22 protein-coding genes are annotated in these 18,246 nt (G+C 62.9%); 12 read left to right on the forward strand and 10 right to left on the reverse strand.

The window, feature by feature from the left end; all coding sequences use genetic code 11:
• The first annotated feature begins 309 nt into the window (after positions 1-309).
• The 4 genes from tauA to NKH63_RS22150 all read left to right on the forward strand — a co-directional run bounded on the left by tauA (position 310) and on the right by NKH63_RS22150 (position 3,243).
• On the forward strand, positions 310-1,323 hold the full coding sequence (gene tauA, locus NKH63_RS22135; protein WP_352918741.1) for a taurine ABC transporter substrate-binding protein: 1,014 nt from the start codon (positions 310-312) through the stop codon (positions 1,321-1,323).
• Between the two features lie 75 nt (positions 1,324-1,398).
• Entirely contained in the window at positions 1,399-2,172 is a 774-nt protein-coding gene (locus NKH63_RS22140) for a taurine ABC transporter ATP-binding protein (RefSeq protein ID WP_352481338.1), read from the forward strand.
• Positions 2,169-3,035 (forward strand): ABC transporter permease subunit, encoded by an 867-nt coding sequence (locus NKH63_RS22145; protein ID WP_352481337.1) that lies wholly within the window; start codon positions 2,169-2,171, stop codon positions 3,033-3,035. Before NKH63_RS22140 ends, NKH63_RS22145 begins: the two co-directional genes overlap by 4 nt.
• Before the next feature lie 19 nt (positions 3,036-3,054).
• Positions 3,055-3,243 (forward strand): hypothetical protein, encoded by a 189-nt coding sequence (locus NKH63_RS22150; protein ID WP_023718773.1) that lies wholly within the window; start codon positions 3,055-3,057, stop codon positions 3,241-3,243.
• Between the two features lie 59 nt (positions 3,244-3,302).
• On the opposite strand, the gene NKH63_RS22155 is transcribed toward NKH63_RS22150, so the two are convergent.
• Positions 3,303-3,488 (reverse strand): hypothetical protein, encoded by a 186-nt coding sequence (locus NKH63_RS22155; protein ID WP_023718772.1) that lies wholly within the window; start codon positions 3,486-3,488, stop codon positions 3,303-3,305.
• Between the two features lie 304 nt (positions 3,489-3,792).
• Between NKH63_RS22155 and NKH63_RS22160 the strand changes: the two genes are divergently transcribed.
• The 3 genes from NKH63_RS22160 to NKH63_RS22170 all read left to right on the forward strand — a co-directional run bounded on the left by NKH63_RS22160 (position 3,793) and on the right by NKH63_RS22170 (position 6,513).
• Complete coding sequence (locus tag NKH63_RS22160; RefSeq protein WP_352481336.1) at positions 3,793-4,152, forward strand: septal ring lytic transglycosylase RlpA family protein; 360 nt, start codon at positions 3,793-3,795, stop codon at positions 4,150-4,152.
• Positions 4,153-4,405: 253 nt separating this feature from the next.
• Positions 4,406-5,683, forward strand: a complete 1,278-nt coding sequence (locus NKH63_RS22165) for a polyhydroxyalkanoate depolymerase (protein WP_352481335.1) — start codon at positions 4,406-4,408, stop codon at positions 5,681-5,683.
• Between the two features lie 212 nt (positions 5,684-5,895).
• Positions 5,896-6,513, forward strand: a complete 618-nt coding sequence (locus tag NKH63_RS22170; RefSeq protein WP_023718769.1) for a transglutaminase-like cysteine peptidase — start codon at positions 5,896-5,898, stop codon at positions 6,511-6,513.
• A gap of 9 nt (positions 6,514-6,522) precedes the next feature.
• Here the strand turns inward: NKH63_RS22170 and NKH63_RS22175 are convergent, their stop codons facing one another.
• From NKH63_RS22175 to NKH63_RS22190, 4 genes are read right to left on the reverse strand one after another with little or no spacing between them, the layout of a single operon-like run.
• Positions 6,523-6,891 (reverse strand): helix-turn-helix domain-containing protein, encoded by a 369-nt coding sequence (locus NKH63_RS22175; RefSeq protein ID WP_352481334.1) that lies wholly within the window; start codon positions 6,889-6,891, stop codon positions 6,523-6,525.
• 38 nt (positions 6,892-6,929) lie between these two features.
• Positions 6,930-7,466 carry a Smr/MutS family protein gene (locus NKH63_RS22180; RefSeq protein ID WP_352481333.1) on the reverse strand — a complete coding sequence of 179 codons (537 nt, stop codon included), beginning with the start codon at positions 7,464-7,466 and terminating at the stop codon, positions 6,930-6,932.
• A complete protein-coding gene (gene mltA / locus NKH63_RS22185; RefSeq protein WP_352918744.1) occupies positions 7,463-8,569 on the reverse strand; it encodes a murein transglycosylase A in 1,107 nt (368 codons plus the stop codon). Before mltA ends, NKH63_RS22180 begins: the two co-directional genes overlap by 4 nt.
• A 23-nt stretch (positions 8,570-8,592) precedes the next feature.
• Complete coding sequence (locus NKH63_RS22190) at positions 8,593-9,300, reverse strand: Tim44/TimA family putative adaptor protein (RefSeq protein ID WP_352918746.1); 708 nt, start codon at positions 9,298-9,300, stop codon at positions 8,593-8,595.
• Between the two features lie 198 nt (positions 9,301-9,498).
• On the opposite strand from NKH63_RS22190, the gene NKH63_RS22195 reads away from it, so the two are divergent.
• Complete coding sequence (locus NKH63_RS22195; RefSeq protein ID WP_023718764.1) at positions 9,499-9,990, forward strand: FxsA family protein; 492 nt, start codon at positions 9,499-9,501, stop codon at positions 9,988-9,990.
• A 113-nt stretch (positions 9,991-10,103) separates the two neighbouring features.
• Positions 10,104-10,604 (forward strand): protein-export chaperone SecB, encoded by a 501-nt coding sequence (secB, locus tag NKH63_RS22200; protein ID WP_023718763.1) that lies wholly within the window; start codon positions 10,104-10,106, stop codon positions 10,602-10,604.
• A 271-nt stretch (positions 10,605-10,875) separates the two neighbouring features.
• Here the strand turns inward: secB and dnaQ are convergent, their stop codons facing one another.
• The 5 genes from dnaQ to NKH63_RS22225 form a co-directional block, all read right to left on the reverse strand.
• Positions 10,876-11,595, reverse strand: coding sequence for a DNA polymerase III subunit epsilon (dnaQ, locus tag NKH63_RS22205; RefSeq protein ID WP_023718762.1), 720 nt, complete (start codon positions 11,593-11,595; stop codon positions 10,876-10,878).
• Between the two features lie 84 nt (positions 11,596-11,679).
• Positions 11,680-12,282: a dephospho-CoA kinase gene (gene coaE / locus NKH63_RS22210; RefSeq protein WP_352592217.1), complete on the reverse strand. Its 603-nt coding sequence runs from the start codon at positions 12,280-12,282 to the stop codon at positions 11,680-11,682.
• Positions 12,279-13,121 carry a shikimate dehydrogenase gene (locus NKH63_RS22215; protein WP_352918748.1) on the reverse strand — a complete coding sequence of 281 codons (843 nt, stop codon included), beginning with the start codon at positions 13,119-13,121 and terminating at the stop codon, positions 12,279-12,281. Before NKH63_RS22215 ends, coaE begins: the two co-directional genes overlap by 4 nt.
• Complete coding sequence (locus tag NKH63_RS22220; protein ID WP_352592214.1) at positions 13,114-13,713, reverse strand: Maf-like protein; 600 nt, start codon at positions 13,711-13,713, stop codon at positions 13,114-13,116. The genes NKH63_RS22215 and NKH63_RS22220 overlap by 8 nt, the downstream gene beginning before the upstream one ends.
• Positions 13,714-13,883: 170 nt before the next feature.
• Positions 13,884-14,702 carry a pyruvate, water dikinase regulatory protein gene (locus NKH63_RS22225; protein WP_023718758.1) on the reverse strand — a complete coding sequence of 273 codons (819 nt, stop codon included), beginning with the start codon at positions 14,700-14,702 and terminating at the stop codon, positions 13,884-13,886.
• 401 nt (positions 14,703-15,103) lie between these two features.
• On the opposite strand from NKH63_RS22225, the gene hemE reads away from it, so the two are divergent.
• From hemE to rho, 3 genes are all read left to right on the forward strand, one after another.
• On the forward strand, positions 15,104-16,132 hold the full coding sequence (hemE, locus tag NKH63_RS22230; RefSeq protein ID WP_352918751.1) for a uroporphyrinogen decarboxylase: 1,029 nt from the start codon (positions 15,104-15,106) through the stop codon (positions 16,130-16,132).
• Between the two features lie 2 nt (positions 16,133-16,134).
• A complete protein-coding gene (gene hemJ / locus NKH63_RS22235) occupies positions 16,135-16,680 on the forward strand; it encodes a protoporphyrinogen oxidase HemJ (protein WP_031193949.1) in 546 nt (181 codons plus the stop codon).
• A gap of 161 nt (positions 16,681-16,841) precedes the next feature.
• Complete coding sequence (gene rho / locus NKH63_RS22240; protein WP_023718755.1) at positions 16,842-18,107, forward strand: transcription termination factor Rho; 1,266 nt, start codon at positions 16,842-16,844, stop codon at positions 18,105-18,107.
• Positions 18,108-18,246: the final 139 nt, after the last annotated feature.

Genomic DNA, 18,246 nt, shown 5'->3' on the forward strand with positions numbered 1-18,246 from the left:
CAATTGAGGTGCTGCGCCATTGTTCAAAGCAGCGACGCAGCGGAGACCCCGAGGATCGATGCCGCTATACTGACCAACGAATGCAGATCCAATAGTGCGCGCCATTCCGTCTCTGTTTCGGCTGACCTGACCGTCAACAGACCTTAGGCCGAGGCCCGCTGCAGCCGCCATATCCGCCTTCGCGCCGGGCCACTGATGGCTTTTTTCTAACAAGACGGCAATGGTTGGAAGGATTTAACTCTACAAGCCTTATAGACTTAGCTGACTATGAGGGAGCGATCCGATTTTTCTCTTTTCAAGGAGCCTTTCATGTCCACCATTTCGCGACGCGTCGTTCTCCTGTCCTCGGCGGCTCTGGCTGGTGCCGGCTTTCTCGGCCCAGCCCATGCGAAGGACCTCAAGATCACTATCGGCTACCAGACGGTCGTCGAACCCTCGAAGGTGCCGCAGGCCGACGGCGCCTATGAGAGCGCGACCAAGGCGGCAATCGACTGGCGGAAATTTGATTCCGGCGCCGACGTGATCGCCGCCGTCGCTTCCGGTTCGGTCGACATCGGTTATGTCGGCTCGAGCCCGCTGGCGGCGGCGGCGAGCCGCGAGCTTCCCATCCAGACCATCTTCATTGTCGGGCTGATCGGCGAATCCGAGGCCCTTGTCGCCCGCAACGGCGCCGGCATCGAGAAGGTCGCCGACCTTGCCGGCAAGAAGGTGGCGGTACCCTTCGTCTCGACGACGCATTACAGCCTGCTTGCGGCGCTGAAGCATGAGGGTGTCGAGCCGAAGTCGGTCGATATTCTCAATCTGCGGCCACCGGAGATCGCGGCGGCATGGGCGCGCGGCGACATCGACGCCGCCTATGTCTGGGATCCGGCACTCGGCCAGATCAAGACGTCGGGCAAGGTCGTGCTGGATTCCTCGCAGGTCGCCGCCTGGGGCGCGCCGACTTTCGACGCCTGGATCGTGCGCACCGACTTCGCCGAAAGGAACCCGGAGGCAGTGCGCGACTTCGTCAAAGTGACGGGCGCTGCCTATGCCGAATTCCTGGCCAAGCCGAATCAATGGTCGGTGTCCTCGCCGCAAGCGGCCAAGATCGCCAGGATCACCGGGGCCAAGCTCGAAGACGTGCCGCAACTGCTGAGGGGCTATGTCTTCCCGACGCTCGAGGAGCAGGCCTCGGACAAGTTCCTCGGTGGCGGCACGGTCAAGGCAGTCGAGGCGACGTCGGCCTTCCTCAAGGAGCAGGGCAAGATCGACGCCGTGCTGCCGGATTATTCGAAATACGTGTCGTCGAAATATGTCGGCGAGGCGCTTGCCTCGAATTAGCGACCGCTCAATGCGCGCGTCCTCCCTTCCCTGACGCGCGCGTTGCCTGCAGATTCAGAATATCGGCGACGCCACATGACGCATCTCCTGCTCGACAAAGTCTCGATTCATTATGAAGGCCAGCCGGCGCCGGCCGTCGAACGCGTGTCGATTGACGTCGCCAAGGATGACTTCGTTGTCCTGGTCGGCCGCTCCGGCTGCGGCAAGACCTCGCTGCTCAATGTCGCTGCGGGCCTGGTCGAGCCTGTGCGCGGCAGCGCCACGGTAGGCGGCAGGCCGATCACGGCGCCAGGCTCGGACCGCGCCGTCGTGTTCCAGAACGACGCGCTGTTTCCGTGGCTGACCGCGCGGGAAAATGTCGCCTTTGCGCTCAGGCTGCGCGGCGTCGGTCCAAGTGAACGGGCGCGGCGCGCCGATGCGCTGCTGGCGCTGGTGAAGCTCGACGGTGCCGGCGACAAGCGCATCTGGGAGCTTTCCGGGGGCATGCGCCAGCGCGTCGGCCTGGCCCGGGCGCTGGCGGCCGAGCCGCAATTCCTGCTGCTCGACGAGCCGCTGGGCGCGCTCGATGCGCTGACACGGGAACGCATGCAGACAACGCTGCTCGATCTGTGGACGGCAAGCAATGTCGGCGTGCTGATGGTGACGCACGGCATCGAGGAAGCGCTGGTGCTCGCAACCCGCATCATTGTCCTGGCTCCCGACCCTGGGCGGGTGGTGCGGAGTTTCGAAACCGGCTTCAGCCGGCGCTATGCAGCCGGCGAGGCCATTCGCAGCATCAAGGCCGATCCCGCCTTCGCCGCGGCGCGCGGCGAGCTGACCGATGCGATCTTCGAAGGAGAGGCAGCATGACCGTTACCTCCTATACCGAGCGGCCGCAGCGCTCCAAGGCCGACGACGGAGCCGACGCGCTGTCCGTGCCATGGTCGCGGTCGCGGCCGAGACGCAGCCGCGTTTCGGCCCGCATGGTCAGCGCGATCACTGTTCTGGTGGTGCTGGCGGCGTGGGCACTGTCGGCCCGCCTGCAATTGGTGTCGCCGGTTTTCCTGCCGTCGCCCGTGGCAGTCTGGAACAAATTTGTCGTCGTCGCCCGTGACGGCTTTGTCGACGCGACGCTGCTCCAGCATATCGCCGCCAGTCTGTGGCGGGTATTTGCAGCGCTGATCGCGGCCGTTTTCGTCGGCGTTCCCATCGGGCTGGCTATCGGCATCAGCATCATAGGGCGCGGCATCTTCGATCCGCTGCTCGAATTGCTGCGGCCGATCCCGCCGCTGGCCTATCTGCCACTAATCATTATCTGGTTCGGCATTGGCGAGCCGTCCAAGATCCTGGTGATTGCCATCGCCATGCTGGCGCCGGTCGCGCTGTCGACGGCATCGGGTGTTCGCGGCGTCTCGCAGGAACGCATCAATGCGGCACGCGCGCTTGGCGCGACCCGCACGCAGCTTGTCCGGCACGTGATCCTACCCAGCGCACTGCCCTCGATCCTGACCGGCCTGCGCATCGCGCTTGGCGCCGGCTGGTCGACGCTGGTTGCCGCCGAGCTGGTGGCGGCGACGCGCGGGCTCGGCTTCATGATCCAGTCCGCCGCCCAGTTCCTCGTCACCGACGTGGTGGTGATGGGCATACTGGTGATCGCGGCCATTGCCTTCGTGCTCGAATTCATCATCCGCAGGATCGAGCGGGTGCTCGTCCCGTGGGCGGGGCGGGAGTGACCGGATCGGAGACGTGACGATGCCCCATTCCACCGCTGTGCTGCTGGCGCGTTTCGGCCATTGGCTCCGCCTGATCAAGGCCGGAGACAAACAGCCGCCTGAGGACGAACGCAAAGCGCCGACGCCGGTGCATCTGGACGCGGAGCGCAACCGCTTACCGCCGCGCGACGAAAGTTTCTACTGGGGCTGGCAATACTGGTCGCGGTGACCGGCCGCCACAGGTCCGCTGTGCGCTGCTCTGGCGGGAGCCTGAGGATCGACGCCTGCTCAAACGCGCGAACGGTTCGCCCAGGCCAGGCCGGCCAAGCCAACCAGCGCGGTGACGATGCCGACATAGAGCCATTGCGACTGGCCGGTCATGAAGCTGCCGCCGATAAGGCCGATGCCTTGCAATGACCACAGCACGCCGATGGCGAGCACAATCAACGCCAGCAGATTTTTGATCAATCTCATTGCTAAAACTCCTTTCCAAGTCGATCATCGGCCGCGCTCCTGCCGGAATGGAACAGCGAAAGAAGCGGCCCGGTCAGGCCAACTTCTACTTAGATGCAAATCTCTGATCTTGTGCAAGACGTGCTGAGGTCGATGCGAAGATCATCAAAGAAGCTGTGCCTTGCCGCGGAAACTCTCTGACAAATTGTTTCGCACCGACTCCAAACGTGTAACATTGTCATGGAACCGACAGATCATTGCCGCATTTGCTGCCTCATTCGCCTCTAACCGCTGCGGGTCTGTCAACGGAGCCAGTCCCCAACACATGAACAAAAGCAACCAGACCGCGCTTGCCGCGGCCATGATCGCGGCTGGCCTGATGGTCGGCGCATCCACTGCCAGCGCCGCCGCTCAGTGCGGCCGTGCCTCCTGGTACTCACTGCATTCCAGAACCGCTTCCGGCGAACGCATGAACCCGTCGGCGCTGACCGCAGCGCATCGCAGCCTGCCGTTCGGCACCAAGCTGAAGGTGACCAACCGCAACAATGGCCGCAGCGTCGTCGTGCGGATCAACGATCGCGGCCCGTTTATCAGGGGCCGCGTGCTCGATCTGTCGAAGGGCGCCGCCAGCCAGCTCGGCTTCATCAGCTCGGGCCATACCGCCGTCTGCATGGCACGCGTCTAACAGTCAGAGCGCCAGGCCGGACACCTCCTCCGACGATCGCACCGATAGGCGTACCCTTGGCTACGCCTTCGCAGGTGCACATTGAGCCGGCTGTTGCCGTTGAAGGCGGATTCCCAACATCTTGGACGAAAGAATGAGCATAAATCACGCAAGTTGACGTATTGCATCGCAGCAAATTGTTGCTAACCTCCCGCAAGACAAGGCTCGGCGCTGCTCGTCGGCCCTTCGATCGCAGTCGGCAGCGGGGTTCTCGATGTTCTACCAGCTTTACGAACTGAACCATGCCGCCTTGCAGCCGGCCCGCCTCTATGCCGATGCGGTGCGCCTGTTCTACTCCAATCCGCTCAATCCGGTTTCACACACGTCCTGGGGCCGCTCGGTCGCGGCAACGGCCGAATTGTTCGAACGCACGACACGCCGCTACGGCAAGCCGCAATTCGGCCTGACCAAGACCGTGGTCGACTGGAAAACCGTCGAGGTCAGCGAACGCACCGTCTGGTCGCGGCCGTTCTGCAATCTGGTCCGTTTCGAGCGGGCTGTCCCGGCCGGGCGCCGGCCGGATCCGAAGCTGTTAATCGTCGCACCGATGTCGGGCCACTATGCGACGCTGTTGCGCGGCACGGCCGAGGCGATGCTGCCCTATGCGGACGTGCATATCACCGACTGGGTCGACGCCCGGATGGTGCCGCTTGCCGACGGCAGCTTCGACCTCGACGACTATGTCGACTACATTGTCGACATGCTGCATGCGCTGGGACCCGACACCCACGTGATGGCGGTGTGCCAGCCGTCGGTGCCGGTGCTGGCGGCGGTGGCGCTGATGGAAGCCAAGGGCGATCCTTTCGTGCCCTCGACGATGACGCTGATGGGCGGCCCGATCGACACGCGCCGCAACCCGACGGCGGTCAATTTGCTGGCCCAGGAAAAGGGCATCGACTGGTTCCGCGACAACGTCATCATGCGCGCGCCCTGGCCGGTGCCGGGCTTCGGCCGCGAGGTCTATCCCGGTTTCCTGCAGCTTTCGGGTTTCATGAGCATGAACCTGGATCGCCACATCATCGCCCACAAAGACTTCTTCATGCACCTGGTGAAGCATGACGGCGACAATGCCGAGAAGCACCGCGAATTCTATGACGAATACCTGGCGGTGATGGATCTGACGGCGGAATTCTACCTGCAGACCGTCGATACCGTCTTCGTCCGCCAGGCCTTGCCCAAGGGCGAAATGACGCATCGCGGTGTGGCGGTCGACCCTTCGGCGATCCGCAATGTCGCCCTGTTCACCGTCGAGGGCGAGAACGACGACATCTCCGGCCTTGGCCAGACCAAGGCGGCGCACGACCTCTGCATCAACATTCCGGCCGACAGGCACGCCCATTACATGCAGCCGGCGGTCGGCCATTACGGTGTGTTCAACGGCTCGCGCTTCCGCTCCGAAATCGTGCCGCGCATCGTCGATTTCATTACCAGCTACGGCCGCCAGAACCGTGTTGCGGTGAAGCCCAAGCTGGTCAGGACCGGCAAGAAATAGGCGACCAGCGATGATGCCCGTCAATCCGCATCAGGTCGGTCAATGCCAAAATCATCGGTTGGCGGGGCCGTGCGGCCGGTCGACCTGTTGCACAATAGTCGCGTTGGCGCCACGCAGGTAACCATGCCGCAAAAATCAATCCATCCTCATAATTGACACCGACTGTAAATACCCCTTAACGTTTCGTTAACAACAAGGGACAAGCGGGGACAATGATTTCCTCACCAATGGCGAGAACGCTACGCCTGTGCGCGCTGGCTGGACTTACTGTGGCGGCAGGTTGGGCCAGTTCGGCCTCGGCAGCCAGCCCGATGATAACAGGTGGTCCGACGTCGCAGCCGATCGGCCATTATGATTTCTGCAAGACCTACCCGTCGGAATGCTCGATCCGCCCGAAGGATCTGTCGCCCGCCAGCATGACCGGCTCGCTGTGGCGCAAGCTGCTCAGCGTCACGGTAAAGGTCAACGCCGCCGTCAAGCCTGAGAGCGACTTCGACATCTACGGCAAGGACGAGGTCTGGGCCTATCCCGACAAGGGTGTCGGCGACTGCGAGGACTATGTCCTGGAAAAGCGCCGTGAGCTGAACCGGCTGGGCGTCTCGTTTGCCGATCTGCTGATGACCGTCGTGCGCAAGCCGGATGGCGAAGGCCACGCCGTGCTGACGGTGCGCACCGACAAGGGCGACTACATCCTCGACAATCTGACCGACCAGGTCCGTTCCTGGGACCAGACCGGCTATCGTTTCCTCAAGCGGCAGGCGATCGACAATACCGGCCGTTGGGTCTCGATCCGCGGCGGCCAGCAGGTTCTGGTCGGCTCGGTCCAGTAACAAAGCAACTCATTTCGGCCGGTTCAGCGCGGCGCGGAGCGACGCAATGATGCGGCGAAGCTCGGCTTCGTCGAGCTTTTCGATGTTGTCGGCCAGGAGATTGGCAAGCTCGGTCGCCGCCGGGCTAAGGCCGGACGTGTCGAGCCTGACGCGCGGATGCGAGGTTTCGGCCAACCGCGCCAGTTCCTCGGCGTCGTCCCAAATGATGTTGAAATAGCCGATGATCTTCTGGATCAGCGTCCAGCTCGGCGCACCGCGGCGGCCGTGTTCGAGCGCCGAGAGATAGGCTGCGCTGACGCCGATCGCCTTGGCCATGTCCTTCTGGGTGACGCCGCGCTCGTTTCGCAGCACGCGAAGCTTTTCGCCGAACGGGGTCACGAGCACATCCTCATTGGCGCATCCTCATGGGCGCATCCTCAAGAGCGCGCCCGCCGCAGACGGACGTAAAGCGCGCCCGAGCCGCCATGATTGCGGGCGGCATGGTCGTGGCTGGAGACAAGGGGCCGGAAGGCGGGCGTCGACAGCCATGACGGCACGGCGCGTCGCAAGACGCCGTCGCCGCCCGACGAAGAGCCCTTGCCGGTGATTACCAGGACATAGCGGATGCCGCCGGCATGCGCCCGGTGCAGGAAGGAAAACAGCAGCGAATAGGCTTCGTCCTGGGTCAGGCCATGCAGGTCGACGCGGCCCTCGATCGGCAGCCGGCCCTTCGACAGCTTGTCCAGCGTCGGTTCGTCGAGTGCGTGGGAAACATGCTGCGCCTTCGGTTTCGCGACCGCGGCAGCATTGCCCGCGACCTGTGCCGGCGGCGGCACCTGCCTGGTTTCGTCGATCTCCGGCCCAAGCTTGGGAATATCGACGGCGATCTTGCCCTTCAGCGGCTTTGCCGTGCGCGCCACCAGGTTCCACAGGACCCGGTCGTCCTCGCTCAGCCTGTCGATGCGCCGGGTCATCGGTCTGCTCCTGAAACCAGCGGCCGGGGGATCAGCGCATAAAAATCGGCGGCGTTGCGGATAACGCCGGCGATCTCGCCGGCCGCATCGCCCGACCCAGCGAACAGATCGCCGCGGGCCGGCCCGATGATCGCTGAGCCGGTGTCCTGTGCGATCATCAGCCGCCGGAACGGTTTTTCGTCGAAGGCGGTCAGCGACGGCGCATCGATATGGAAGGGCGTGCCGAACGTGTGCAGCAGCCGGTCGACGGCGATCGAGCGGCCGGGTGTCAGCGGCACCTTGGCGGCAGCGACCGGGCCGAGCTCCGGGTCATCGACGCCCATCTCGCGGAAGAAGATGTAGGAGCGGTTGCGCCAAAGGATCTCGTCGACGCGCTCCGGACGCGCCTTGAGCCAGGCACGGATCGACTGCATCGTCACTTTTTCCAGCGGGATCTCGCCTTCGCCGCTCAGGATCGTGCCCGGTCCGGTAAAGCGCTGGCCGGATTTGGCGGCATAGGTGACGCGGCAAAGCTCCCCGTCGGTCATGTTGAGCCGCGCCGCGCCCTGCACGTGGATGAAGAAGGCATCGACTTTGTCGGCGAGCCAGGCGATTTCCAGGCCTTGTCCAGCGAGCGCGCCGCGTTCGATCTCGCCGCGGTCGAAATATTCGACCGGGTCGTTCGGCGCCGCACGAGCGAAGGCAAGATAAGGATCCATGCCGGAAGGACGATTGCCATCGTCGATGTCGACAAGGTCGGCCGGGCGGGTTAGCAACGGCACCGAAAATCGTCGCGTGCGCACCGGCGAGGCGTCGACCTCCGGCTCGTAGAAGCCGGTGACGAGGCCTGGGCCGCCGTTTTCCGCCCCTATATGGGCCGGCACAAAGTAGCGCTCGAAGAAGCTTCGGGCCTCCAACCGATTCGCCGGCGAAACGGTGCGCGCTGCGGCATAGGCTTCGGCAAAGGCGCCGAAATCGACGCCGAGCGCGCCGGAGCGGTAGGGTTTCGTCACGACATGAAAGGCCGAGCGGCGAAAGGCGTCAAAGGCAGGGAGTTGGTCGTCCTCGTCCCAGCCCGGCAATTCGCCAAAGGACTTTTCGCTGAAGACTCGAGAAAGCGACACGACAGCCCCCGCCGCCGTCCAGTTCAGTCTTCTTCTTCGGTGGCGACGAGCTTCCAGTTCGGATCGCGCGAGCGCGCGTCACGAGCGAAGGTCCAGACGTCCTTGACCTCGGCGACGGTCTCGGGATCGCCGTCAATGACGGCGCCGGCCTTGTCGCGGGTCGCTGAAATCAGTTCGCTGACAATGCGCAGCGTGATGTGCGCCTCGCTGCCCTTCATCTCGGCCGAAACGATGTCGGCCTTGTCGATGCCGACGAAGGAGGACTGGATTTTTTCGGCTTTTGCCTCGCGGTCGCCGATGGCCGCGACAAAGCCGTCATAGACCTCGCGCGACAAAAGGTTCTTCAAGGTTTTGCGGTCGCCATCGGCGTAGGCCATGACGATCATCTCATAGGCCATCTTGGCGCCGTCGACGAAGGTCTTCGGGTCGAAGGTCGGATCATTGTCCTTGATCGCCCGCAGGCCCCGGTTGAGATCTGTGTCGGGCTTGGCAAAGGCGTCGATCGCCGTATAGGCATCGGCCGCCGGCTCTCCCGCCAGCCGCTTGCGCGGCAGCGAAACCACGTTCTCGGGTTTCTGGGCGGCATCCTTCTCGTTCTTGCGCCCTGCCGTATATGGATCGAAGGGCGGGCGTTCGTTGCCCGTGCGTCGGCCAAGCACGTTGCGCAGCTGGAAGAAGATCACCACCGCCGCAATCAGAAAGAAAATTGTGCCGAAGTCGAAGAAGCCCATATCTTGCGCCAATCAATCCCTGCTTTGGCCGGACCAGCGGCCAAGCAAGGGCCGCGATCACATAGCGTTCAGTATCCAAAGCATATAGAACGCATGGCGCAATCATTCAAATCAAAGGCAGCCATACCTATCTAACAGCTCTGGTGCCAGCGGCGATTGCTCGCCGGCCGGCAAAACATCGAAACGATCGGTCAAGATTTGCGTATCTCGCTGCTTCCCCTGTTTGTTCTTGCGCTTCCGCTGCTGGAGATAGCCGGTTTCGTCATTGTCGGCCGCCAGATCGGCGCGCTGGCGACGGTCGGGCTGGTGCTGGCCTCGAGCGTCGCCGGCGCCTTGCTCCTTCGACACCAGGGTTTTGGCGTCATGGCCAGGGTCCGTGCCGAAATGGATGCCGGCCACGATCCGAGCCGCCAGCTTGCGCACGGCGCCATGATCGTTCTGGCCGCGATCCTTTTGATCATCCCCGGCTTCATCTCGGATATTTTCGGCATTCTACTGTTCCTGCCACCGGTGCGCGATCTTGCCTGGCGGATGCTGAAAGGCCGCATCGTGCTGGCCACCGATTTCGGCGTTGGTTTGCGGGCAAGGCAACGCGGCAAGACCATCGATCTCGACGACGGCGACTATTCGCGCGCCGACGACCATGCGCGCGGGCCTGACTCTCCCTGGCGCCGCCTCAAGGACGAGTAGCCGCAAGGCAACCGGCGTCTTTTGCAAACTTGTCTTGTCGTGCCGGCCATGATAGCGAACGCCCGAATTTCAATCCGGTCAGCAACGCTGCCCAGGCAAAAGGATCACAGCTTATGGCCAGCAACGACGACGCCCCGACCGGCGCAGCCAACGGTAATGGAAATGCGGAGCAGCCTTCGCTCAACGTGCTTGCGCAATATGTGAAGGACCTGTCCTTCGAAAGCCCCGGCGCGCCAAACTCGCTGCGCGGCCGCGACAAGGCCCCCGGCATCGCCATCAACGTCAACGTCAACGCCAACCCGCTTTCGGACAAGCAGTTCGACGTCAATTTGACGCTGAATGCCAAGGCATCGTTCGACCAGGAAGTGCTGTTCAATGTCGAACTGGTCTATGGCGGCGTCTTCTCCATCAGCGGCTTCCCGCAGGAGCACATGCTGCCGATACTGTTCATCGAATGCCCGCGGCTGCTGTTCCCGTTCGCCAGGCAGATCATTGCCGAGGCAACGCGCAATGGCGGCTTCCCGCCGCTGATGCTCGACCCGATCGATTTCGCGCAGATGTTCCAGCAGAAGCTGGCCGAGGACCAGGCCGCCGCCAAGGTCAAGGTGAGCTGAAGGCGTTTGTGTCTCGATAGCGTTTGAGAAACCCGGCCTTGCGCCGGGTTTTTTTATGAGCCGCTGGCGGGACAGTGCCCCCTCTGGCCTTCCGGCCATCTCCCCCTTAAGTGGGGAGATCGGAACTTCACGTCAGCCTTCGCCAATCCTTCATCGTCGCAGGAATGAGCGAGGCGCTGGGACTGCCAATCTTTCCCACTGAGGGGGAGATGCCAAGTGGTGGCTAAAAGGGCAGGACAGAGGGGGCGACGGATCACTCCGCTCAAAATCACTATGCCGCGGAACTCGCTTCCCGGCCGATGCGCAGCCAAAGCGCCTTTTCGCCGAGGCTGCCAACCATGCCCGCGTGTGCTGCGCGCTCGGCATCGGTCAGGCGCGAGGGCAAGGCGATGGGCCTGACGCCGATCGAAATGTCGATATCGTCGACATTCTGTCGTCCGCCCGCCGGCGTCATGATGCTGTCGAGGATGAGGCTGGCCTGCTTGCCGCCGATAAGCTCGATATAGACCTCGGCCAGCAATTCAGAATCGAGCAACGCGCCATGCTTGGTGCGACGGCCATTGTCGATGCCATAGCGGCGGCAGAGCGCGTCGAGCGAATTGGGACCCATTGGATGCTTGCGGCGCGCCAGCGCCAGCGTGTCGACGATCCGTCCCGGATCGATGGCCGGATGACCAAGCCGGCCGAATTCGAGGTTGAGGAAGCCGATGTCGAAGCCGGCATTATGGGCGACCAGCTTGGCGCCGTCGATGAAGGCCAGGAACTCCTCGGCGATCTCCATGAAAGTCGGCTTGCCCTGAAGATCGGCGGCGCTGATGCCGTGCACGGCCTGCGCCTCGTGATGAATCGGGCGGCCTTGTGGGTTGATGTATTTGTGGAAGGTGCGGCCGGTCGGAAAGCGGTTGACCAGCTCGATGCCGCCAAGCTCGATGACGCGGTCCTCGCGCGTGTCGAGGCCGGTGGTTTCCGTATCGAAGATGATCTCACGCATCGAATCAGTCCATTGGTTCCGCGTCATTCTAGCCGAATCACACCCGGAACAAAATGGCAACAAGTAATGTGGGCTGCAAGCCTCTTAACCCGGACTGGCTGCTTTATCCCCGACTAGTTCGGCGACGATCGCATTGACAGCCGCGCGGGCGGCGTCAAAGCCCTGGCCGGTGTCGACGACGAAGTCGGCGCGCCGGCGCTTTTCGGCGTCGGGAACCTGCCTGGCCAGGATCGACGCAAACTTTTCCTCGCTCATGCCCGGGCGCGCCAGCACGCGGGCGCGCTGGATCTCGGCCGACGCGGTGACGACCACAACCTTGTCGACGCGATCGCGGCCGCCGGTCTCGAACAGCAGCGGTATATCGAGCACGGCAAGTGGCGCGCCGGCGGCACGATTTTGCGCCAGAAAGGCATCGGCGTCGGCACGGACCAGCGGATGGATGATCGCTTCCAGCCGTTTCAGCGCGGCGGCATCGCCGAGCACCCGTTCGGCCAACTTTGTGCGATCGACCGCACCGGATCGGGTGGTCCCGGGAAAGACCGCCTCGACCATGGGGGCGGCCTTGCCGGCATAGAGGCGATGCACCGCCTCGTCGGAATCATGGACCGGCACGCCGGCCTCGGCAAACATCTTTGCCGTGGTCGACTTGCCCATGCCGATCGATCCGGTGAGGCCGAGCACGATCATGGCTTCGCGCCGATATCGGCAATGATCATTTGCCGCAGTTCGGCGGTGACCTGCGGCCTGGTGCCGAACCAGCGCTCGAAGCCGGGCACCGCCTGGTGCAGCAGCATGCCGAGCCCATCGACGGTCTTGAGGCCGCGCGCGCTGGCTGCGGCGAGCAACGGCGTTTCCAGCGGAACATAAACGATGTCGGTGACGATGGCGCGGTCGGGCAGTCTGCCCGGATCGGCGGACAGGCCTTCATTGCCATGCATGCCGAGCGCTGACGTGTTGACCAGCAGGCCGGCATCTTCGAGCAACTCGCCGGTCGCCGCCATGCCATGGGCGGAGATGCCGGCACCGAAGCGGTCGCGCAGCTCCTGCGCCCTCGCAAGCGTCCGGTTTACGATGCGGATATCGTTGACGCCGCGTTGCTTCAGCGCATGGATGACCGCGCGAGCGGCACCGCCGGCACCGAGCACAACGGCCGTGCCGTCGGCCGCCCAACCCGATGCATACTCGTCCAGATTGGCGGCAAAGCCATGGGCATCGGTATTGCCGCCCCACAATTCGCCATCCTCAAACCACAGTGTGTTGACCGCACCGATTTGTTCGGCCGCGTCGTCGCGGCGCGCCGCCAATGCGAAGGCGGCCTCCTTGTGCGGGATGGTGACGTTGCCGCCGCTATAGCCTTGTGCCTGCAGCGTTTGCAGGAATTCGGCAAACGCTTCTGGCGCAACGTCAATGGCCTCGTAGACGCCGTCGATGCCGTATTTCGCCAGCCAGTAGCCGTGGATCTTCGGTGACCTGGAATGGCCGATCGGGTGGCCAGTGACGAAGGCTTTTTTCGAGGCCTCAGCCATCGATCGCCCCGAGATCACGCAGCTTGGCCAGCACCGGCAAAAGCGGCAGGCCAACAATGGTGAAGTAGTCGCCCTCGATCTTTTCGAACAGCTGGATGCCCTCGCCTTCGATCTGGTAGGCACCAACGCTGGACAACGCCTTGGCGCCGACGCGCGCCAGATGGCGGCCGATGAAGGCCGGATCGAGCTTGCGCATGGTCAGGCTGGCGATGCCGACATGCCGCCACAGAACCTGGCCGTCACGGGCCAGCACGACGGCACTGTTGAGCTGATGCGTCTTGCCCGACAACGCCAGCAGATGACGGCGCGCGCCTTCCATGTCGGCCGGCTTGTGGAACAGCTCGTCGCCGAGCGACAGCGTCTGGTCGCAGCCGAGCACCAGGGCGCCGGGCTTGCGCTCACTGACTTCGGTGGCCTTGGCCTCGGCAAGCACCAGGGCGACGTCCTCCGGCGACACGCCACTATTTTGCAGCGGCGCCTCCAGCGCACGTTCGTCGACAGAAGCCGGAACCGCTTCGACCACAACGCCGGCATTGACAAGCAGCGCCTTGCGGAACGGGCTGCCCGAGGCCAGGATGATTTTTTCGGCCATTTTTTTCGCCCCCGTTCCTGGTGCTCACTAGGGTGTGTCGAGATTCAGGTCAGGCCGAGCCGAAAATAGTGGCTTCCGAGAACCGGAGCGGAGCGTACTTTTCGTACGTGAGCACCGGAAGCGCAGGAAGCCGCCGTTTGTAGGCCGGCATCACCTGAATATCACACGCCCTAGCGCGTCTTGCCGCGCAGGGCAACGATAGCCGCCGCGGTCTCCTCGATCGAACGGCGGCTGACATCGATCATCGGCCAGCCATGCCGTGTGCAGATCTGGCGGGCGTAGGCGAGCTCTTCGGCGATCGCGGCGCGGTCGACGTAATCGGTCGGCTCGTAGGCGCTGTTGCCGAGAACGCGGTTCTGCCGGACCTGGGAGATGCGCTCGGCAGTGGCGATCAGGCCGACGATCAGTGGCCTCCTGGCGTAGACCAGGCTTTCCGGCACCGGCACGCCGAGCACGATCGGGATGTTGGCGGTCTTGATGCCGCGATTGGCGAGATAGATGCTGGTCGGCGTCTTCGAGGTGCGTGAGATGCCGACAAGCACGATGTCGGCATCATCCATATTGGCCGGCAGCTGGCCGTCATCATGCTCCATGGTGAAATTGAGCGCGTCGATGCGGCGAAAATATTCGGCGTCCAGCACATGCTGGGCGCCGACGCGGCGGCCGGCCGGCGTGCCGAGATAGGACTGGAACACCGTCAGCACCGGCTCCAGTACCGAGACGCAAGGCAGGCCCATCGCCGCGCAGCGTTCATCGATGCCACGGGCAAGCTTCTGGTCGACGACGGTGTAGAGGATGATGCCCGGCTCCTCCTCGATGTCCTCGAACACTTTCGTCACCTGTTTTTCGGTGCGGATGAGCGGGTAGATGTGTTCGATGGCGCGCGCATCCTTGTATTGCGCGGAAGCGGCGCGGCCGGCGGCCAGCAGCGTTTCGCCGGTGGCGTCGGAAATCAGGTGAAGGTGAAAGAAGCTCTGCGGTTTGTTCACAGGATACATTCCAGGCTGTGGGCCGATGTGGATAAGCCGGGCGGAAAACTCGGCCACCGCCAAGCGACTGTATCAGATGCCGGTTTGTCCACAATTCGATGTGCTGTCGGCTTCTTCGGGCGGTTGGGGACAAGTCCGGGGACGGAGCTTTTTGCCTTCGCTTCATCCACAAGGGCAAGTTCCTTGGCCTGGCGGCAACGCATTGACTCCAGTCGGAAATTCCCGGCTTTCCACAAAGTCCTGCAATCCCGTTGGAGAAGCGCGCGACAATATGCTGGCTGGTCTTTTCCAGGGCAAAGCGGGACAGGAGACAACCACCACAACCAACAGACTCTTAGAATCATAAGATTCCTAAAAATAGAATATTTAATTATAGGGAAGCCTGGAAAGGCGAGCGCTCAATGCCTCAAGACCGGATCGTGCTGGACGTGTTGAGAGGCAAGGCAGCGTTTCCGCCGCCGCTCTGGATTATGCGCCAAGCCGGCCGCTATCTGCCGGAATACCGGGAGACGAGGAGACGGGCCGGATCGTTCCTCGATCTTTGCTACGACCCGGATCTCGCCGTCGAAGTGACGCTGCAGCCGATCGAACGCTTCGGCTTCGACGCATCGATCCTGTTTTCCGATATCCTTGTCGTGCCGCATGCGCTCGGCCGCGACGTGCGCTTCGAGGAAGGACGCGGCCCGCTGTTGACGCCGATCTCGGCTGCGGAGATCGAGGCTCTCGACGGCGAAACGTTTCACGTGAATCTCGAGCCGGTCTACGAGACGGTGCGGCGATTGCGCGCCAGACTGCCTGATGAAACGACGCTGATCGGCTTCTGCGGTGCGCCCTGGACGGTGGCGACCTACATGATTGCCGGCCACGGTACGCCCGACCAGGCGCCGGCCAGGCTGTTCGCCTATCGCGAGCCGGCGGCCTTTCTTCGGCTCCTGAAAGTGCTCGCCGATCATTCGGCTGCCTATCTGATCCGGCAGATCGAAGCCGGCGCCGACGTGGTGCAGATCTTTGATTCGTGGTCCGGCGTGCTCGACGAAGCGTCTTTCGAGTTGTTCTGCGTCCGGCCGGTGGCCGAGATTGTCCGGCAGGTGAAGGCTGTCCATCCCGACGTTTCAATCATCGGCTTTCCCAAAGGCGCCGGAGATCACTACCGGAGCTATCGCCAGACGACCGGCGTGACCGGGCTGGGCCTCGACTGGACCGTGCCATTGTCGACTGCGAAGGAATTGCAGCGTGACGGCGCCGTGCAAGGCAATCTCGATCCGCTGCGGCTGGTGGCCGGCGGCAAGGCGCTTGCCGACGGCGTGGGGGCGATCCTGAAGGTGTTAGGGGACCGGCCGCTGATCTTTAACCTCGGCCACGGCATCACGCCGGAGACGCCGCTCGCGCATGTCGAGCAGATGGTCAAACTGGTGCGGAGCGCGTCGTGACGATGATGGGCGCAGACAATGCGAACAGCACGAACAGCGGTAGCGGGGCGACGCGCCGCGCGGCAATCGCGATCGCCATTTTCCTCGTGCTGGCCGGGCTGCTGTTTCTCTTCGGGCCCGATGATTTCTATCCCTGGGCAAAGGCGATCCATGTGATTGCCGTCATCTCCTGGATGGCGGGCATGCTCTATCTGCCGCGCTTGCTGGTCTATCATGCCGATGCCGAAAAAGGCTCCGTCCAGTCGGAGACCTTCAAGGTAATGGAGCGCCGCCTGCTGCGCGGCATCATCAATCCGGCGATGGTGATTACCTGGGCGTTCGGCCTGTGGCTCGCCTGGAAAGGCTTTGGTTTTCAAGGCGGCTGGCTGCATGCCAAGATCGCTGCGGTGGTGGGTCTGTCGGCCGTGCATGGCTATTTCGCCGGCGCCGTCCGGAAATTTGCCGAAGACCGCAATGAAAAACCGGCAAGGCACTGGCGGATCGTCAATGAGATCCCCACATTGCTGATGGTCGTCATCGTCGTCCTGGTTATCGTGAAACCATTCTGACGTATTCGGTGCCCGCAAAAGGCGGCTTGCTCTTTCACCCGACCGACGATAAAAGACGGGTCTTCCTTCCCGTCATGCGCCGCCCGTCATCGCTTTCGGCCGCGCCCGGCATTTGTCGCATCCCGCCGATATTTTTCCCAAAGCTCATTCAGAGTCCGTCCATGCAAGAAATGAAACTCACCGAGTTCAAGAACAAGAAACCACCAGAGTTGATCGCCTATGCGGAATCGCTCGAGGTCGAGAACGCCAGCGTCATGCGCAAGCAGGAGCTGATGTTCGCGATCCTGAAGAAGCTGGCGGCACAGGATATCGAGATCATCGGCGACGGCGTCGTCGAAGTGCTGCAGGACGGCTTTGGCTTTCTGCGCTCGGCCAACGCAAATTATCTGCCAGGTCCCGACGACATCTATATTTCACCCTCGCAGATCCGGCGGTTTTCGCTGAAGACCGGCGATACGGTTGAAGGCCCTATCCGCAGCCCGAAAGAGGGCGAGCGCTATTTCGCGCTGCTCAAGGTCAACACAATCAATTTCGACGATCCGGAAAAAATCCGCCACAAGATCCACTTTGACAACCTGACGCCGCTCTATCCGACCAAGCGGCTGAAGATGGAGATCGACAATCCGACCACCAAGGACATCTCGCCGCGCGTGATCGACCTGGTCGCGCCGATCGGCAAGGGGCAGCGTGCGTTGATCAATGCGCAGCCGCGCACCGGCAAGACGGTTCTCATGCAGAACATCGCCCACTCGATCACCGCCAACCATCCGGAATGCTATCTGATCGTGCTTCTGATCGACGAGCGGCCGGAGGAGGTTACCGACATGCAGCGCTCGGTGAAGGGCGAGGTGATCTCGTCGACCTTCGACGAGCCGGCGGTACGCCATGTCCAGGTTGCCGAGATGGTGATCGAAAAGGCCAAGCGCCTGGTCGAGCACGGTCGCGACGTGGTGATCCTGCTGGATTCGATCACGCGTCTCGGTCGCGCCTACAACACCGTCGTGCCGTCATCCGGCAAGGTGCTGACCGGCGGTGTCGACGCGAACGCGCTGCAGCGGCCGAAGCGCTTCTTCGGCGCCGCCCGCAACATCGAGGAAGGCGGCTCGCTGACCATCATCGCCACCGCGCTGATCGACACCGGCAGCCGCATGGACGAAGTCATCTTCGAAGAGTTCAAGGGCACCGGCAACTGCGAAATCCAGCTCGACCGCAAGGTGGCCGACAAGCGCATCTATCCGGCCATGGACATATTGAAGTCCGGCACCCGCAAGGAAGACCTGCTGGTTTCCAAGCAGGATCTGCAGAAGATCTTCGTGCTGCGCCGCATCCTGGCGCCGATGGGAACTACCGATGCCATCGAGTTCCTGATCGACAAGCTCAAGCAGACCAAGACGAATGCGGACTTCTTCGATTCGATGAATACGTAGGGTTGGGGGCTGGCCGTTGCCTTCGTCATCCTCGGGCTTGGCCCGAGGATCCATGCCGTGAGCTCTACCGGAGAAAGCAGCGGAGCAGAATTTGCGCCGTTGCAGCGCGCGAAAGTCACGGCATGGATCCTATGGTCTG

Origin of the sequence: Mesorhizobium sp. M0960 (assembly GCF_040319055.1) — a bacterium.
Classification (GTDB): Bacteria; Pseudomonadota; Alphaproteobacteria; order Rhizobiales; family Rhizobiaceae; genus Mesorhizobium.

Excerpts from the sequence above, each read along its gene's own strand:
- tauA (WP_352918741.1), top strand. The coding sequence starts at position 310 with ATGTCCACCATTTCGCGACGCGTCGTTCTCCTGTCCTCGGCGGCTCTG.
- NKH63_RS22140 (WP_352481338.1), top strand. The coding sequence starts at position 1,399 with ATGACGCATCTCCTGCTCGACAAAGTCTCGATTCATTATGAAGGCCAG.
- NKH63_RS22145 (WP_352481337.1), top strand. The coding sequence starts at position 2,169 with ATGACCGTTACCTCCTATACCGAGCGGCCGCAGCGCTCCAAGGCCGAC.
- NKH63_RS22150 (WP_023718773.1), top strand. The coding sequence starts at position 3,055 with ATGCCCCATTCCACCGCTGTGCTGCTGGCGCGTTTCGGCCATTGGCTC.
- NKH63_RS22155 (WP_023718772.1), bottom strand. The coding sequence starts at position 3,488 with ATGAGATTGATCAAAAATCTGCTGGCGTTGATTGTGCTCGCCATCGGC.
- NKH63_RS22160 (WP_352481336.1), top strand. The coding sequence starts at position 3,793 with ATGAACAAAAGCAACCAGACCGCGCTTGCCGCGGCCATGATCGCGGCT.
- NKH63_RS22165 (WP_352481335.1), top strand. The coding sequence starts at position 4,406 with ATGTTCTACCAGCTTTACGAACTGAACCATGCCGCCTTGCAGCCGGCC.
- NKH63_RS22170 (WP_023718769.1), top strand. The coding sequence starts at position 5,896 with ATGATTTCCTCACCAATGGCGAGAACGCTACGCCTGTGCGCGCTGGCT.
- NKH63_RS22180 (WP_352481333.1), bottom strand. The coding sequence starts at position 7,466 with ATGACCCGGCGCATCGACAGGCTGAGCGAGGACGACCGGGTCCTGTGG.
- NKH63_RS22190 (WP_352918746.1), bottom strand. The coding sequence starts at position 9,300 with ATGGGCTTCTTCGACTTCGGCACAATTTTCTTTCTGATTGCGGCGGTG.
- secB (WP_023718763.1), top strand. The coding sequence starts at position 10,104 with ATGGCCAGCAACGACGACGCCCCGACCGGCGCAGCCAACGGTAATGGA.
- dnaQ (WP_023718762.1), bottom strand. The coding sequence starts at position 11,595 with ATGCGTGAGATCATCTTCGATACGGAAACCACCGGCCTCGACACGCGC.
- coaE (WP_352592217.1), bottom strand. The coding sequence starts at position 12,282 with ATGATCGTGCTCGGCCTCACCGGATCGATCGGCATGGGCAAGTCGACC.
- NKH63_RS22215 (WP_352918748.1), bottom strand. The coding sequence starts at position 13,121 with ATGGCTGAGGCCTCGAAAAAAGCCTTCGTCACTGGCCACCCGATCGGC.
- NKH63_RS22220 (WP_352592214.1), bottom strand. The coding sequence starts at position 13,713 with ATGGCCGAAAAAATCATCCTGGCCTCGGGCAGCCCGTTCCGCAAGGCG.
- hemE (WP_352918751.1), top strand. The coding sequence starts at position 15,104 with ATGCCTCAAGACCGGATCGTGCTGGACGTGTTGAGAGGCAAGGCAGCG.
- hemJ (WP_031193949.1), top strand. The coding sequence starts at position 16,135 with ATGATGGGCGCAGACAATGCGAACAGCACGAACAGCGGTAGCGGGGCG.
- rho (WP_023718755.1), top strand. The coding sequence starts at position 16,842 with ATGCAAGAAATGAAACTCACCGAGTTCAAGAACAAGAAACCACCAGAG.